This is a genomic window from Acaryochloris sp. CCMEE 5410 (genome assembly GCF_000238775.2).
GTDB lineage: Bacteria > Cyanobacteriota > Cyanobacteriia > Thermosynechococcales > Thermosynechococcaceae > Acaryochloris.
The window spans coordinates 3,518,638-3,533,162 of the sequence record NZ_AFEJ02000001.1; the positions used below are offsets into that span (position 1 = coordinate 3,518,638).

Here is a 14,525-nt window from a genome sequence, read left to right on the forward strand (position 1 = left end):
GTGTGGATGGGGGTCATGGTCCAATTTTCCACTCAGCGATGGGGCGGCGAGCAGACCCAATCCATTCTGACAACCCTCTTAGATTGGAGTGTTCCAGCCCTGCTCAATACCCTCAGCCCAGAGCAGCTACACACCCTGAACTTTATCGTTCGGAAGGGGGCGCACCTAACGGAATATGCCATTCTCACCACTCTTTGCTTCACAATGGGGACATGGGGGTTCCAAAAACCTTGGCAATCCGTATTACCTTTTGCAGTTCTGGGTTCAGCCATCTTTGCGGTCACCGATGAGTTTCATCAGAGTTTTGTCCCCAATCGCGGTGCATCTCCGGTCGATGTGATGATCGATATTACGGGTGCCTTGATGGCAGTGGGCTTGATCAGTATTTGGAAAACCCGATTTCAGCCGGAGACGGAACAAGATCGATGACGGTAACTCAGTTTTTACATGCAGCCTTGCTCGTGCAAGATTTAGAGCGTTCTCGGCAGTTTTATGGCGAGGTGCTGGGATTAACGGAATGTCCTCGTCCCTTTGATTTTCCAGGGGCTTGGTACCAAATCGGTCCTCAACAGCTTCATATCATGGTGTCTCCTGAGTATTCCGCCAGACAAGCCGATCCAGAACGATGGGGACGTAATCGCCATGTGGCTTTGGCGGTGTCTAATCTAGAGGACTGTCAAACCCAGCTCAAAGCAGCTGGCGTCACCTACCAGTTAAGCCACTCAGGCCGAGCTGCATTATTTGTACACGATCCAGATGGCAACATTATTGAGCTAAGCCAAGTCGATGCCCCACCTAGCCAGAATTGCTCTGTATCCCTTTAAGTCTTTAGATGGCGTTATGGTCCAATCCGCCAATATTTTGGCGAGCGGTGCCCTGGAGCATGACCGGGAATATGCTTGCTTTGATCGCCAGGGAAAAGTGGTGAATGGTAAACGATTTGCCCAGATTCATCAGTTGCGATCGCAATGCTCCAACGACTACCAAACCTTAACCCTACAAGCGCCCCACACCGAACCTCAAACCTTCCATATCGAGCAAGAACGCAGCGATTTAGAAGCATGGCTGAGTGACTTCTTTCAGTTTGATATCCAGGTTCAACAAAATTCAGCATTAGGCTTTCCCGACGATACCGACTCCCCCGGCCCCACCCTAATTAGCACAGCCACCCTAGAAGCAGTTGCCGCTTGGTACCCCGATTTGACGGTTACAGAGCTGCGCCGACGCCTACGCACCAACTTAGAGATAGGCGGTGTACCCGCCTTTTGGGAAGATCAGCTTTTTGCCGATGCCAAGCATCTTGTGCAATTTCAAATTGGGTCCGTGGTTCTAGAAGGCGTTAATCCCTGCCAACGATGCATCGTCCCCACCCGTGATTCCCAATCGGGTGTCGCTACTCCCAAATTCCAAAAAACGTTTCTCCACAATCGCAAGCAGACATTACCAGACTGGGTTAATCTCGCACGCTTCAATCATTTCTACCGTTTGGCGGTAAATACGCGCATTCCCAAGGATCAAGATTCTGTCTTAACTCAAGGAGATATCATTCGCATCAACGGTATTGTTAGCAATACTGAGCTAACACCGTGAGCTTAAGTCTTTAGCCGTCGAACTACCAACCAATCGAACAGATCACCAACTGTCACGCTAATCTCCTTGGCAAAACTCGGCGCAGGTAATACTTGCTGCGGCTGATCAAACACCTTGACTTGCTCAGGGGGTAAATACACCAAAACCGTCTGCTCCTCTGGATCAATCAGCCAACCCATCTGAGAGCCATGCTGGAGACAATGCAGAATATTTTTAGTGACCCGAGTTTGATTTTGGTCAGGCGATAAAATTTCTATGGTCCAATCTGGCGCATCAGTAAATGTATCAGCAATCTCTCCGTTGTCATCACAGGGCAACCGTTCCCAGACAAAAACTGCAATATCTGGCACCGTTGAACGTCCACCAAATGTACAGCGAAGTTCGGAAAACGCCCAAGCCACCTGAACCGACTGCAACGCAGAATTAATGGTAGTAGAAAGTTGCGTTTGCAATACGCTGTGTTTGCCTTGAGGCATGGGCTTTTGAAAAATTCGGCCGTTGATATACTCACTTGCAGGCTGTGTCTCTGACAATTGCAGAAAGTCTTTCAAGGTAAGGGCTGGAGTTAAAGTTTGTGCCATACAAATACCCTGCAATATAACCAGGTCAGCATCTCACAATAATTTGGGAAGTATTGCTGTTAGGATGTGGCTCTATCTTAGACTAGTGACGTTTTGACATTTGTTGACCCTCTACCTTGGTTAAACCTTTAACTACAACCTGCATATGTCAGCGTCCAGTCTACGCATAGCCTCATATTCTGTGACTAAGCTCTTGTGCCCAGCTTTACCGTAGATCTGAATAACGGAATCGCGAAAATCTTCCGGATTTGCACCGTATATCACACCAAGTGTCAGGTCAGTTTCATACTGAGTAATTACAGACTTAAGTTGCTCAAAACAACTATTTCGCAGTAGAAGATCATCGCCATTATGTATGTCCAAATATCTTTGTACCGCTGCGTTACCGCCAAAATCTCCATAGTGCCAACCATCATCAGGATTGGCCCACTTCAACCAGGTTCGTATCGCCTCTTCATCGGACATTTTTTGCACTCCCTGATAGCGATACCCCAACTCAATGTAATTCTCGACCGTTTTTGCCAACGAGTCAGAAGTTGCTATTGCATAACCCAGGTAGTTGCACTGCTGTCCCAGAAGTAGCGCAAAAGCGTACGGTCTTTCATGGCAGTAGGTGAGTTCTGTCTTACATAGCTCATCAACGATTATTGAGGCAATCATCTTGGTGTGGGGCAAAACTATTTTTTCGACACCTGACATCTGACAAGGCTTAAACGACATTAATGAAGATCAGACTTGATTAATACAATCAAACGACTGTATTTTAGGTTTTTAGCCTTAATTCTGGTCAATTTTAATTTAATTCTGAATTTAAAGCAGTGGTTAAGCTTACAAGACAATTACGTCGTCATGCTGATTCAAGGAAGTAGCGGTATACACCAGCCGATAAAGACTAGTAACGTAATTCAGATCTGAACTTCAGAGCGTAGTGAGCTAAATAAAACCAATCTATACAAGAACCTATGTCAAAATAGGTCGGATAGAGACAAGGACGTAAGGCAAACCATGACAAAGTTCGTATTTGTGACCGGTGGAGTGGTTTCCAGTATTGGCAAAGGAATTGTGGCGGCTAGCTTAGGGAGGCTGCTCAAATCCCGCAACTACTCCGTCTCCATTTTGAAGCTTGACCCCTATATCAACGTCGATCCAGGGACCATGAGCCCGTTCCAGCATGGTGAAGTCTTTGTCACCGATGATGGTGCTGAAACCGATTTAGACTTAGGTCACTATGAGCGCTTTACCGATACAGCCATGTCCCGACTGAATAGCGTCACCACGGGGTCGATTTACCAGTCCGTCTTAAATAAAGAGCGGCGGGGTGATTATGAAGGGGGCACGGTACAAGTGATCCCACATATCACAACTGAGATCAAAGAACGGATTATGCGGGTGGCGAAACAAGCGACTCCCGATGTTCTAATTACAGAGATTGGTGGCACGGTAGGGGATATTGAGTCCTTACCGTTTCTAGAAGCCATTCGTCAATTCCGCAAAGATGTGGGCCGGGACAATATCCTCTATACCCACGTCACCTTGATGCCGTGGATCCCTTCAGCAGGGGAAATGAAAACCAAACCTACCCAGCACTCCGTTAAAGAACTGCGCTCCATCGGTATTCAGCCCGATATTCTCGTCTGTCGCTGCGATCGCCCCCTCTCTGCAGGCATCAAAGAAAAAGTATCAGAATTTTGTGACGTTCCTGTTGAGGCAGTGATCACCTCTCAAGATGCCAGCAGTATTTACGCTGTCCCCCTCATTCTGGAACAAGAAGGCCTAGCCCAGCAGGTTCTCAAGTTTATGCACTTAGAACAACGGCGGCCTGATTTAACGCAATGGCAAGCCCTGGTTCACCAGCTCGATCATCCTTCACAAACCATTGAAGTTGCGTTAGTCGGGAAGTACGTGCAGCTCAGTGATGCCTATTTATCAGTTGTAGAATCCCTGCAACATGCTGCCGTTGCTCAAGGGATTGCCGTTCAGATTCGTTGGGTCAATTCAGAAGACATCGAAGCCCATGGCCCAGATCGATATCTAGCAGGCGCGGCGGGCATTATTGTTCCGGGTGGTTTTGGCATTCGGGGTGTCGATGGCAAAATTGCTGCGATTCAATATGCTCGGGACCATCAAGTTCCCTTTCTAGGACTCTGTTTGGGCATGCAGTGCGCGGTCATTGAATGGGCCCGTCATGTTTCTGGCTTAAGTGATGCGAACAGTGCTGAATTTAATCCAGACACGCGCAACCCTGTTATTAACCTCCTACCTGAGCAGCAAGATGTGGTGGATCTGGGAGGAACCATGCGGTTGGGCTTATATCCTTGCCGTCTCGTCCCCGATACCCTAGCCGCTCGCCTGTATCCCCAAGAGACGATCGTGTATGAGCGCCATCGGCATCGCTATGAATTTAACAATGCTTATCGGCCCTTATTTTTAGAATCCGGCTATGTGGTTAGCGGAACCTCTCCCGATGGTCGCCTAGTCGAGATGATTGAACTCCCCTCCCATCCCTTCTTTATTGCCACTCAATTCCATCCTGAGTTTCGGTCTCGCCCCAATGACCCCCATCCCCTTTTTGCCGGATTAGTGGGTGCCTGTCTAGCAGCCAATGGCAACAATGCGAATCATCAGGAGAGCGCACCTGCAGAACCCTTAGTATCCGAACCGCTGTCGAGCTAGTTGAGCCGCGCCAATCATGCCTGCCTGGTTGCCCAAAGCAGCAGGCAGAATCACTAAATTTTCCCGAGACGTTGGCATCACCCGACGCTCAATTTCAGCTTGTACCCACGGTAGAAATAACTCAGTACTCGCCGCAATTCCACCCCCTAAAATCACCGCTTCAGGGGTAAGTACATAAATCAGGCTAGCCAAGCCTGCACCCAGATTGCGGCCATAGTCTTGCCAAAATGCGATCGCAGTTTCGTCTTCTCTTACCGCAAGCTCATGAGGCTCACACTGGTGGTCTCGACGAATAGCGCGCACTGACGAAAATTGCTCCAATGAACCATTATTACCGCTATTACAGGGGGGACCATCGGGCCAAAGGGTAATCAGTCCTAGTTCTCCGGCCGCTCCATCTCGCCCGGTATACAGCTCGCCATTCATAATGATGGCACCACCCACCCCTGTGCCCAAGGTGAGCATAATCAAATTCTGAAAGGACTGTCCGGCCCCATAGAGGGCTTCGCCGAGTCCTGCGCAATTGGCATCATTCGCAATGGTGGTGGGTCGTCCCGTTTTATCCTCTATCCATTCAGCTAAGGGCACATCCAACCAATCATCCAAATTGATGGAGACCCTAGCAATCCGTCCTGTATTATCAGCAGGTCCGGGCATGCCAATTCCAATGACTGGCAAGGTTTTATCAGGATCTAAGGTGTGAACTGCCGTTGCGATCGCATCCACCACAGGCTCCGGTGTAGAGGGTTGGGGCGTCGGCACTGTAATCGAGCGCACACAAGTGCCTTGGGGGCTACAACAGCCCAGCTTAATTGCGGTTCCTCCTAAGTCAATCCCCAATACCAGGTTGTCGGCCATCGCAGATCTTACCCAAATCTCATCTATGAATCTGAGGTCAATAGTGCGACCGCATAGGAGCAAATACCCTGCTCTTGTCCTACAGGTCCGAGCTTCTCATTGGTGGTGGCTTTTATACCTATTAATTCCGGGTTGAGATTTAAGACTTGGCTAATGCGATCGCGCATCGCTTCAATATGAGGTTTGAGCTTGGGCCGCTCTGCTACCACCACCGAGTCAATATTCCCAATCTGCCAGCCTCGATCCAGAATCAACTGGTGAACTTTCTCCAATAACTTCAAACTATCGGCTCCTGCCCATTTTGGATCAGTCGGTGGAAAATAATGACCAATATCGCCTAAACTCAAAGCGCCTAATAGGGCATCCATAATCGCATGGGTCAACACATCTGCATCACTATGGCCTTTCAATCCTAGAGAATGCTCGATTTGAACCCCCCCAAGAATCAATGGGCGACCTTCAACCAGTTGATGGATATCGTAACCATTACCAATACGGATGGATGTCATAGTTTTACTACAGGGATCAATTGAAAAACGGCTCAGTGCTCTCGTACCATACTATGACGGTACCTCTCTATTTACAGCAATAGTCGTTAGGCTGCTAAGACACCATTGGTTGAGAGCAGCGCCATCGATGATCCACATCCTGTCAGCGTTACACTAGCAGCCACCCTTGAAGATTGGAACAGGTTCCCGGCGGCACCGTCTAAACAGTCAATGCTTTATGCCCAAGAAGCATACCCATTCAGTTCCCCTACAGTTACTGTTATTGTTTTCCAAATCACAACTTATGAAAAAATTTCTACTGTTTTCATCCGTACTTCTAGCCCCCTTAGCGATAACTCCTGCACTGAGTGCTCAGGAAACCGTTGAGTCCCCCCGCTATTCCCAACCACTAGTCATCGCACAAGATGCAGTGAAAGCCGACCCTTTCTTTTTAACCCGAGCCAAAAATTTGGCTCGGCAAGCAGCCGAGCGAGAAAATGGTGGCCTCAGTCAGTATCGGGCTGAAACGTCGATGTATGGCCCGGCCATCGACTCCCCTCACGTCGAGAATGAGGATGGCAGTGTCACTTTCTCTTTTAAAGGAGGTGCTCCTGGATTTGTGTCCCCCACGTTAGAGACAGTAGCCACCGTGTCTCCTGCAGGCATCGTGACGATCGGTTACAACGGTCCCATTCGTCCCGCCGCCGCTCAGCCCCCTCAACCCGAACCTACCCCTGCAGCCACAGATCCTATTCCGCAGGTACCCTCTCAAATTATTGACCAGATCAAAGATTTAGTTGAATAGCCACCCAACGAATCTGGCAGGAAAAATCAGTAGTAAGCCTAATTACTGCTATCCGTCGTCTGCACTTATCCAACACAGATAGGCATCCTAACGATAGCCTATAGATGTTTTGTGCCTCTACTATGGGCAGATGGTTTTGTTTATCTCTCTTTAGGGTTGTGTCTATGCGCCAGTTTGTTGCTTTCTCGCAGGTTTTGTTACTTCCCATGTGTTTGGGGATTGGGCAGGTATCAGTCCATGCCCAATCCTCCCCATCCATCACACCTCCTCCTAAAGCCGCAGATCCCTTTTTCCTAACCCGGGCCAAGAACCTGGCAAGACAAGCCGCCGAACGTCAGAATGGCGGACTCAGACTCTATCGTGCAGAAGCTGCCATGTATGGACCTGCCATAGATGCCCCCAGTAGACAGAATTCTGACGGTAGCGTCACCTTCACCTTCAAAGGTGGAGCCCCGGGATTCGTCACACCTACCGTAGAAACTATCGCCACCGTGACCCCCCAGGGACAGGTCAGCCTTCAATACAACGGTCCTTTACGATCCGCAGCCCTTGCCCAGGTCAAACCCACTCCATCCCAGACTCAAATACCAACACAGCCCCCAACCACATTAACCAATTCATTAGAAAAGCCTGTTTTAATCCCCAGCTCTCAACCCTTACTGCCCAAGTCTCCTCCATCATTAACCCCTACCCTTCAACCCAAAGCACCACAAACACGTCTTCCCACCTCTGAACTACCGCCCCTGCAACCAGCACCAACAATCACCCCAACGCAACCATTGCCACCTCTCGCAACACAGCCAACGCCTGCTATTACCCCTCAGAGTACTCCCAGTCGCCCCGCTCAGACCTCATCTACATCCCTCCCAAATAATAGTATTGCGGCTGATTTCTTTCTCTCTCGCGCCAAAAACTTAGCTCGGCAAGCTGCGATTAACGCAAACGGTGGTTTAGCTCAGTATCGACCTGAACCTTCCATGTTCGGTCCTGCTGCTGGCACACCACATCAAAAAAATCCAGATGGCAGTATTACCTTTAGATTCCAAGGTGGAGCCCCTGGGTATCGCAATCCCACCACAGAATCCGTAGTCACCGTGACCCAAAATAGCATTGTCACCGTGACTTACAATGGCCCCATCCGACCATAACAGCAGTTAAGTGAATACTGCCCTGCTGACAAACCCATGGCAAGCAGCTTCACAAACCATAAACCATAGAGTAAGTTCCTCTAGTAAATGGGTAAACTAAGACATATCAGACAAAAAATTAATTGTTAAGGACAAGTAGCATGGGTTTGAGCTTCAAGCACTGGAGTGGGGGTATAGCACTAGCCACCTTGATTCTGACTGGAAATGGCGTTGCACTAGCTCAAGAAGTTGATCCGCTCGATCAGCCATTACGTCAACCCACCATCTCGGAAACACTCGATCGGGAATCCAACCTCGATAGTTACTGGGAAGATGAGTCCTTAGGGGGGGATGCTAATTTTCTCTTTAGCGTTGAGACGCCTGAAGGAGTTATCAAAAATGCTGCTGAGCGTATTGAAGTGATCTACAAAGATCTACTCCAGCAGCAAGATGATGATTTTCCCACGGTTCGTACCCGCGATTTGGCGAATCCTTACGCAACCTCATTGTTAGAACTGCAAAGTCTATCAGGCATTGGTAACTCTGAATCCGAGCCTGCTCCTCAATATATTCCTCCTGTAGCGCCTGCTGTTCCTGCTCTTTGGTAACCAATAGAGCTTAACAAAATCATCAAATCCAGAACAGCGAAAGCGCCCAACTGTATTTCACACGTTGGGCGCTTTCGCTATTGAAGTCTATCCAGGGTGCAGGAGTTGAACCTGCCTAAGGCGAATTATGAGTTCGCTGCCTCAACCGCTCGGCCAACCCTGGCAAAAAAGCAGTTCTTACGCTGGGGATCTTACTGTGTAACGCAGTCGGTTAGTTAGCGTACTGTCAACCGCAGAATCTAGTAAAAATACCAGAATGACTATAGCACTATCCCCTAAGTTATATTATTACTGAATCTGGAAGTCATTTTTTATGCACGTCCTGGTATTGCGCCTAAATACAGAGTCTCAAGGCATCACTCAGCTCTGACATTTTTAACTTGATTCAAACGTGTAATCTTGGCTAAAGCGAATAAGTCCCCAACCAACAAAACTCGAAATCGATTCAGGATTGATCCGTCTATCAAACGCACAGTATTACTGTTACTGCTGATGTTGATCGTCGGATCTATTTGCGGTACCGTCGGGTATGTATTCGCCCGCCAATCATTAAAAGGCATTACACAACCTGCCACCAACCCATTCCTAAAAGAATCTGATGATTTGGATCGACGTCCTCGCCAAGGAGCCGATTTTCTCAATGAGAAAGACCTCATTGCCAAAGTAAAGTCCCAAACCAGCGGTGCCAATATCGCCAAAGAGAAACAAAAAACAGCCCCTAAACCCAAGAAACCCAAATCTTCTGACAGCAAAGAAGATAAAAAGTCACAGCCAAAGTCTCTCCCCATCAAAGTTAACAATCAGGGCATGAACTTTGAAGTCAAGTCCTTATCGCGTGAAGATGATACGCTCTTGCTTAACGTTGCCTTACAGAACAGTAGCGATAAAACGATTCAGTTTGTCTATACTTTTTTAGATATCACCGACGAGCAAGGGCAAGCCTTATTCTCTGAGATTCGGGGGTTGCCAACTGAATTTAAGCCCAAAGGAGAAATATTCTTTGGCACAATCAAGATTTTAGATGTTCCGCCAGAAACAGTGGAAAAAATCTCGATTTCCTTGAACGACTATCCAGACCAAAAGGTCAAATTCGATATTCAAAATATCCCGGTCGCCGATGAGTAAGCACCGATGTCACACATCTTATAGGGGGCTGGCAAAATTGCAGCTGGTATGACTCCACTCCCACTGCTTTTCTACTGGGCCCAGCTCAGTCTTTCCCAGTTTTCGGATCAAGTTCCAGTGCTGAGTGTGCCTGATATTGGATCACGGTTGTTAGCTATTGCAGCCTTGATTATCATTAATGGTTTTTTCGTTACGGCTGAGTTTTCAATCGTTGCCGTTCGTCGCTCCCGCATTAATCAGCTCGTCCAAGAGGGGGATGCTCAAGCTAAGTTAGTGCAGAAACTCCAGCAGGATATTGCGCGGTTACTCTCAACAACTCAAATTGGGATTACCTTGTCTAGCTTAGCCCTCGGCTGGATAGGAGAACATACCGTAGCAGTGTTGATTATCTCGTGGTTACGGCAGAGTGCTCTCTCTGACTCCACTCAAGTCTTTATCGCCCATACCCTAGCGGTCCCTATCGCTTTTTTGGTCATTGCTTATCTGCAAATCGTTCTAGGAGAGTTATGCCCCAAAGCGCTCGCTCTACTGTACTCCGAACAACTCGCTCGATTTTTAGGTCCGACTAGCCTAACGATCGCAAGGCTGTTTAACCCACTCATCTGGATTCTCAACCAATCCACCCGATGCTTACTAGGACTGGTGGGTATTGAATATTCAGATCAAGATTGGTATCACCAAGTCACCCCGGAAGAGCTGCAGCTCATGATTGCAACCTCTACAGAATCCACTGGCTTAGAAGCGGACGAAAGAGAGTTACTCACTAATGTCTTTGAATTTGCGGATGTCTTGGTGGAAGAAGTGATGATCCCTCGCACGCGCATTGATGCGTTAGAAGAATCTGCAACCTTTCAAATGCTGCTAGAAGAAGTCGCTCGGTCTGGGCATAACTACTACCCTGTCATTGGTGAATCCTTGGACGATATTCGCGGCATTGTCCGATTCAAAGAGTTAGCGGTTGTTTTTGCCAAAGGAGACCTCCAAAATGACACTCCTATCAAAGCGTGGGTGCAAACAGCCTGGTTCGTTCCTGAAGGCACCTTAATCAATGAGGTGTTGCAGCTGATGCAGAAATATCACCTAGACATTGTCATGGTAAGGGAAGAAGAGGTCAATGGGACTGCCGGTTTGGTCACTCTGAATGATCTCGTCCATGAAATCATCGGAGGCGATGATGCAACTGGCAACGATGCTACACCTCCCATTCAAGAACTCGATAATCATACGTTCATCGTCCAAGCTCAAACCGACTTAGATGAAGTGAATGAGCAGTTAGGGATAGCGTTACCTATTGTGGATGATTATCAAACCTTGGGAGGGTTTTTACTATTTCAGCTGCAAAAGCTCCCTCTCCCAGGAGAAGTGCACCACTTGTATGATTTAGAGTTCACTATCATCTCAACCGATGGTCCCCGTCTGGATCAGATCCAAATCCATCAGTTAGAGTTTGGCATTCGCCCAGATTTGCCTACCCATTTGGGTCATCAAACGGATAGCACTCCTAACCATTAGAGAAATATTAAAGCCTATCGCCCGATAATAATGGCTAGGAAAAAATGCTCGATAACGGTGTGTTTACAAGTCGTTATCGAGGACATGAATCTGTCTTGAATTAGGCCTTATAACGGTATGACTAAGCGGTGCCAGTAAAGACCACTTCAGGAAAGCGCGCTTTTGCCTCAGTCAGAGGACGTCGCCGTCCTTCTTCTTGCCAATAGTTAATCACCTCTGTTGCTTTGTTGAGGATAGAGATACGCTCAACTTCATCAATCCAGGTTTTTTTCTCTAATTCAGTTTTGAGATTTTCCCAGGCGTCGTTTCGAGGCCAAAAGAAGTAAGAGGTTAGGGGACTACTCCCGTTGCCAACCACTTGATCCACTGCTAAGGCAACGTTTTCATCAAGCCAGAGCACTTTAAGAATAAACTTTGACAATCTGCCTCCTAAAACTGAAAAAAATTTATCACTACAGCCCCCCATTATAGTTGATAAATCTTCATCTTCATTAAAGACTTTATGATGAGCTTCCTAGATAAAACTTAAGACCTTTCCAGTCCACCTGCTGGCATGCCGCCATGACTGCGTGGATCGTCTTGACTCCCCCTAACTGCAGGTTGAAAGATAGATGTTTGTCCCATGGCTTGCGACCTGGGCACGGTTTCTTCCGCCACTAGGGCCGCTAAATTATCTGCCAAAATCTGTCGGGGTTGCTGCCCCACTGAGCTAGCTAAGGCTTCACCATCGCCATCTAGAAAGACAAAATGCGGAATACCATCAACATCAAACTTCAGCACTTCAGGAAGCCACTTGCTGTTGTCAACGTTCAACATCACAAAATTCACTTGATCAGAAAATTCTTGTTTGAGGCTATGCATGTCGTCAGCCATGGCCTGGCAACTCGTGCACCAATTCGCATAAAACTCCATCAAAGTTGGCTTTTGATTGGTTAAGGCGACTTCTAGAGGGGTTGAATCAGCGGCTAGGGTGGATAAAGAGGGTTGTTCAGTTTGCTGACGAGAGCCGAGAAAGAGAGCGATGCTGAGTGCGATCGCAACCATAGCAACCAAAAAATTTCTCAATCGTTGACTGGAGGTTGCTGCATTAACCTCAGGATCGGACGGCATATCTGATGGATCTAAAGTCATGAGGTATCCAAAAACTTGACTAATCATTCCCATTCTCAGTTTAGTCATCCACCGGCTCAGTACACACATCTTTACCCCACAAAATTGCACCTTTGGCACTTTGGGCTACATTTCACTAGGTATCAGAGGTTGAGACGGATCGAATACATTTTTCCGTACCCTCGCCAGTGATTTACCTCACAACTACCCGTCTTCCAATCTTGTAATCTGCAAGGTAATTTCCACAGCAACCTTTTCATCAGTGTGAAATTGACAGTATCCACTCACTGCAACAACTGCTCAAAACGTCTAGACACTCTCAGCCAACATTTATAAGGGGATTTAGGTGGGGGGCCTATGAAACTTAAAAATCAGCAGATGCTACCTCTCGACGAGCAACTCCGTCAACTGGTTATAGAAGCCCGCCAATACCCCTCTGGCCATTTGAAGCGCAAGCAATGTTTGACGCAGATTGTGAGGCTGATTGAGCAATCCCGTAAGCTCTGGCATGAGCATACGCCTTACTATGAAGATGCTTTACAGCAAACCTGGGTTTATTTTTGTCAAAATATTTGTGAAGCCGGTACTGGGGAACAATATGATCCGGATCGGAGTAGCGTCATTACCTGGCTCAACCGATATCTGAAATGGCGATTACAAGACTTTCGGATTAACAAACAAAAGCACCTCGCGAGATATACCTCTTCAGTACCTAGCGCCATTAACAAAAACCAAGATGCAACGGATAATCTCGCCGCTCCGCCCGATACTCCCCCTATTTTGGAAACAACCCGTCATTGGGTGGAAACTGATCCCTCCGGCGAATTAAGAAGCGTTCATATCCAAAACCGACCAGATGTCACTTGCCAAGCTTTACTCTTAAGACGTCTTCCACCAGAACAAGGCTGGGAGAAGGTTTCCGAAGAATTTAGCTTGCCAATTTCGACGTTGAGTAGTTTTTACCAACGACAATGTATGCCTCGCTTGCGTAATTTTGGGCAGTCACAAGGATATCTATAATAGAAGTTCCTGATTTTGACTCCATGCTTCCCTTGATGAGCGATTCGTTAGCCTTACCAATTACCCAAGCCGCAAGACAAACAGCCCAAGACTTTGGGCAGCAACAGTCCACACCCGAGAAATACCAGCAAGTCTATCTCAATACCTTAGCGGTCTTAGCTGTTAAAGAGTATCTGGCATTGATGGAAATTCCTTACAATCTGGAAGCTAGCGATAGCTGGAATCCCGTAGTACGATTATGTGCAGACGTTGCCGACCTCGTCGTTCCAGGCATGGGAAGTTTGGAATGTCGCCCGATTTTACCGGACACGCCCACTTGTCTGTTACCCCCTGAAGTTTGGTCAGATCGCATTGGTTATCTGGTTGTCATCATCGATGATCAGCAGCGGAGAGCCCGCATCCTAGGATTCACACCCACGGTTCAAGCCGGTCAAATTGCAATAGATCAATTACAGCCCCTCGAATCCTTATTAGCTCATATCAGTGAATTTATGTTGGTAGACACAAAATCACCGACATTCGTGCAGACCGATCTAGGCCAATGGCTACAAGGTATCTTTAATCAAAGTTGGCAAGTGGTTGAAGACCTCTTACAACCTTCTACCCTAGAGCCAGCCTTTCACTTTAGGAGTGCAGCCACAACATCAACTGTGGAGCTGGATGATGATGCCGTCCAAATCAAACGGGCCAAATTAGTCAAGTTCAAAAATGATGCAGAAGAAATTCCTCTCGTCTTGATCATGAATCTTCTGCAAACTGAATCAGATAGCCAGCGTATGCTCTGTGTTCAACTTCGACCTGCAGGTCAACATGCCTCATTACCCGCTAATTTAGTGCTTAGGGTACTGGATAACCAGCACAACACATTTTTAGAAGCTCAATCGCGGCAAGCAGACAACTACTTACAGCTGGAATTCAGCGGATTACCAGGAGAACAGTTTCATCTCGATCTAGAGCAAGGAAACCACATCCTCACAGAAACATTTATTATTTAAAATTTTTGCCCTGGCTGCATAGAAAGGAGATGC

17 protein-coding genes and 1 tRNA gene are annotated in these 14,525 nt (G+C 47.5%); 11 read left to right on the top strand and 7 right to left on the bottom strand.

Annotated elements, in window-relative coordinates; all coding sequences use genetic code 11:
- The 3 genes from ON05_RS16130 to ON05_RS16140 are packed head-to-tail and all read left to right on the top strand — an operon-like array spanning window position 1 to window position 1,590.
- Window positions 1-429 carry a VanZ family protein gene (locus tag ON05_RS16130; protein WP_029315534.1) on the top strand — a complete coding sequence of 143 codons (429 nt, stop codon included), beginning with the start codon at window positions 1-3 and terminating at the stop codon, window positions 427-429.
- Entirely contained in the window at window positions 426-824 is a 399-nt protein-coding gene (locus tag ON05_RS16135) for a VOC family protein (protein WP_010478629.1), read from the top strand. Before ON05_RS16130 ends, ON05_RS16135 begins: the two co-directional genes overlap by 4 nt.
- Complete coding sequence (locus ON05_RS16140; protein ID WP_010478631.1) at window positions 787-1,590, top strand: MOSC domain-containing protein; 804 nt, start codon at window positions 787-789, stop codon at window positions 1,588-1,590. The genes ON05_RS16135 and ON05_RS16140 overlap by 38 nt, the downstream gene beginning before the upstream one ends.
- Window positions 1,591-1,592: 2 nt before the next feature.
- On the opposite strand, the gene ON05_RS16145 is transcribed toward ON05_RS16140, so the two are convergent.
- Both ON05_RS16145 and ON05_RS16150 read right to left on the bottom strand, forming a co-directional pair.
- Window positions 1,593-2,171: a Uma2 family endonuclease gene (locus ON05_RS16145; RefSeq protein ID WP_010478633.1), complete on the bottom strand. Its 579-nt coding sequence runs from the start codon at window positions 2,169-2,171 to the stop codon at window positions 1,593-1,595.
- Between the two features lie 132 nt (window positions 2,172-2,303).
- Window positions 2,304-2,870, bottom strand: coding sequence for a hypothetical protein (locus ON05_RS16150; RefSeq protein ID WP_010478635.1), 567 nt, complete (start codon window positions 2,868-2,870; stop codon window positions 2,304-2,306).
- A 306-nt stretch (window positions 2,871-3,176) separates the two neighbouring features.
- Here ON05_RS16150 and ON05_RS16155 point away from each other — a divergent pair, with 306 nt between their 5' ends.
- Window positions 3,177-4,844: a CTP synthase gene (locus tag ON05_RS16155; RefSeq protein WP_010478637.1), complete on the top strand. Its 1,668-nt coding sequence runs from the start codon at window positions 3,177-3,179 to the stop codon at window positions 4,842-4,844.
- Here the strand turns inward: ON05_RS16155 and ON05_RS16160 are convergent.
- Together ON05_RS16160 and ispF are read right to left on the bottom strand one after the other, a co-directional pair.
- Entirely contained in the window at window positions 4,818-5,702 is an 885-nt protein-coding gene (locus tag ON05_RS16160) for an ROK family protein (RefSeq protein WP_010478638.1), read from the bottom strand. The two genes, ON05_RS16155 and ON05_RS16160, sit on opposite strands and share 27 nt — an antisense overlap.
- A gap of 23 nt (window positions 5,703-5,725) precedes the next feature.
- Window positions 5,726-6,211, bottom strand: coding sequence for a 2-C-methyl-D-erythritol 2,4-cyclodiphosphate synthase (ispF, locus tag ON05_RS16165; RefSeq protein WP_010478640.1), 486 nt, complete (start codon window positions 6,209-6,211; stop codon window positions 5,726-5,728).
- Between the two features lie 283 nt (window positions 6,212-6,494).
- Here ispF and ON05_RS16170 point away from each other — a divergent pair, with 283 nt between their 5' ends.
- The 3 genes from ON05_RS16170 to ON05_RS16180 all read left to right on the top strand — a co-directional run bounded on the left by ON05_RS16170 (window position 6,495) and on the right by ON05_RS16180 (window position 8,730).
- Entirely contained in the window at window positions 6,495-6,995 is a 501-nt protein-coding gene (locus ON05_RS16170) for a hypothetical protein (RefSeq protein WP_236619108.1), read from the top strand.
- A gap of 164 nt (window positions 6,996-7,159) precedes the next feature.
- Window positions 7,160-8,143: a hypothetical protein gene (locus ON05_RS16175; RefSeq protein WP_010478644.1), complete on the top strand. Its 984-nt coding sequence runs from the start codon at window positions 7,160-7,162 to the stop codon at window positions 8,141-8,143.
- Between the two features lie 140 nt (window positions 8,144-8,283).
- Window positions 8,284-8,730, top strand: coding sequence for a hypothetical protein (locus ON05_RS16180; protein ID WP_010478647.1), 447 nt, complete (start codon window positions 8,284-8,286; stop codon window positions 8,728-8,730).
- Window positions 8,731-8,820: 90 nt separating this feature from the next.
- Here the strand turns inward: ON05_RS16180 and ON05_RS16185 are convergent.
- Window positions 8,821-8,893: transfer RNA gene (locus tag ON05_RS16185), tRNA-Ile, on the bottom strand.
- 236 nt (window positions 8,894-9,129) lie between these two features.
- Between ON05_RS16185 and ON05_RS16190 the strand changes: the two genes are divergently transcribed.
- Both ON05_RS16190 and ON05_RS16195 read left to right on the top strand, forming a co-directional pair.
- Window positions 9,130-9,855 carry a hypothetical protein gene (locus tag ON05_RS16190; RefSeq protein ID WP_236619109.1) on the top strand — a complete coding sequence of 242 codons (726 nt, stop codon included), beginning with the start codon at window positions 9,130-9,132 and terminating at the stop codon, window positions 9,853-9,855.
- Between the two features lie 48 nt (window positions 9,856-9,903).
- Entirely contained in the window at window positions 9,904-11,367 is a 1,464-nt protein-coding gene (locus ON05_RS16195; protein ID WP_010478651.1) for a hemolysin family protein, read from the top strand.
- 121 nt (window positions 11,368-11,488) lie between these two features.
- On the opposite strand, the gene ON05_RS16200 is transcribed toward ON05_RS16195, so the two are convergent.
- Window positions 11,489-11,788, bottom strand: a complete 300-nt coding sequence (locus ON05_RS16200; protein WP_010478653.1) for a 30S ribosomal protein PSRP-3 — start codon at window positions 11,786-11,788, stop codon at window positions 11,489-11,491.
- Window positions 11,789-11,892: 104 nt separating this feature from the next.
- Window positions 11,893-12,498: a thioredoxin family protein gene (locus ON05_RS16205; protein ID WP_029315536.1), complete on the bottom strand. Its 606-nt coding sequence runs from the start codon at window positions 12,496-12,498 to the stop codon at window positions 11,893-11,895.
- A 336-nt stretch (window positions 12,499-12,834) separates the two neighbouring features.
- Between ON05_RS16205 and ON05_RS16210 the strand changes: the two genes are divergently transcribed.
- Both ON05_RS16210 and ON05_RS16215 read left to right on the top strand, forming a co-directional pair.
- Complete coding sequence (locus ON05_RS16210) at window positions 12,835-13,497, top strand: hypothetical protein (protein ID WP_010478657.1); 663 nt, start codon at window positions 12,835-12,837, stop codon at window positions 13,495-13,497.
- A 35-nt stretch (window positions 13,498-13,532) separates the two neighbouring features.
- The gene (locus tag ON05_RS16215) at window positions 13,533-14,492 is read left to right on the top strand and encodes a DUF1822 family protein (protein ID WP_139026052.1); all 960 of its coding nucleotides are present in this window, start codon (window positions 13,533-13,535) and stop codon (window positions 14,490-14,492) included.
- Window positions 14,493-14,525: the final 33 nt, after the last annotated feature.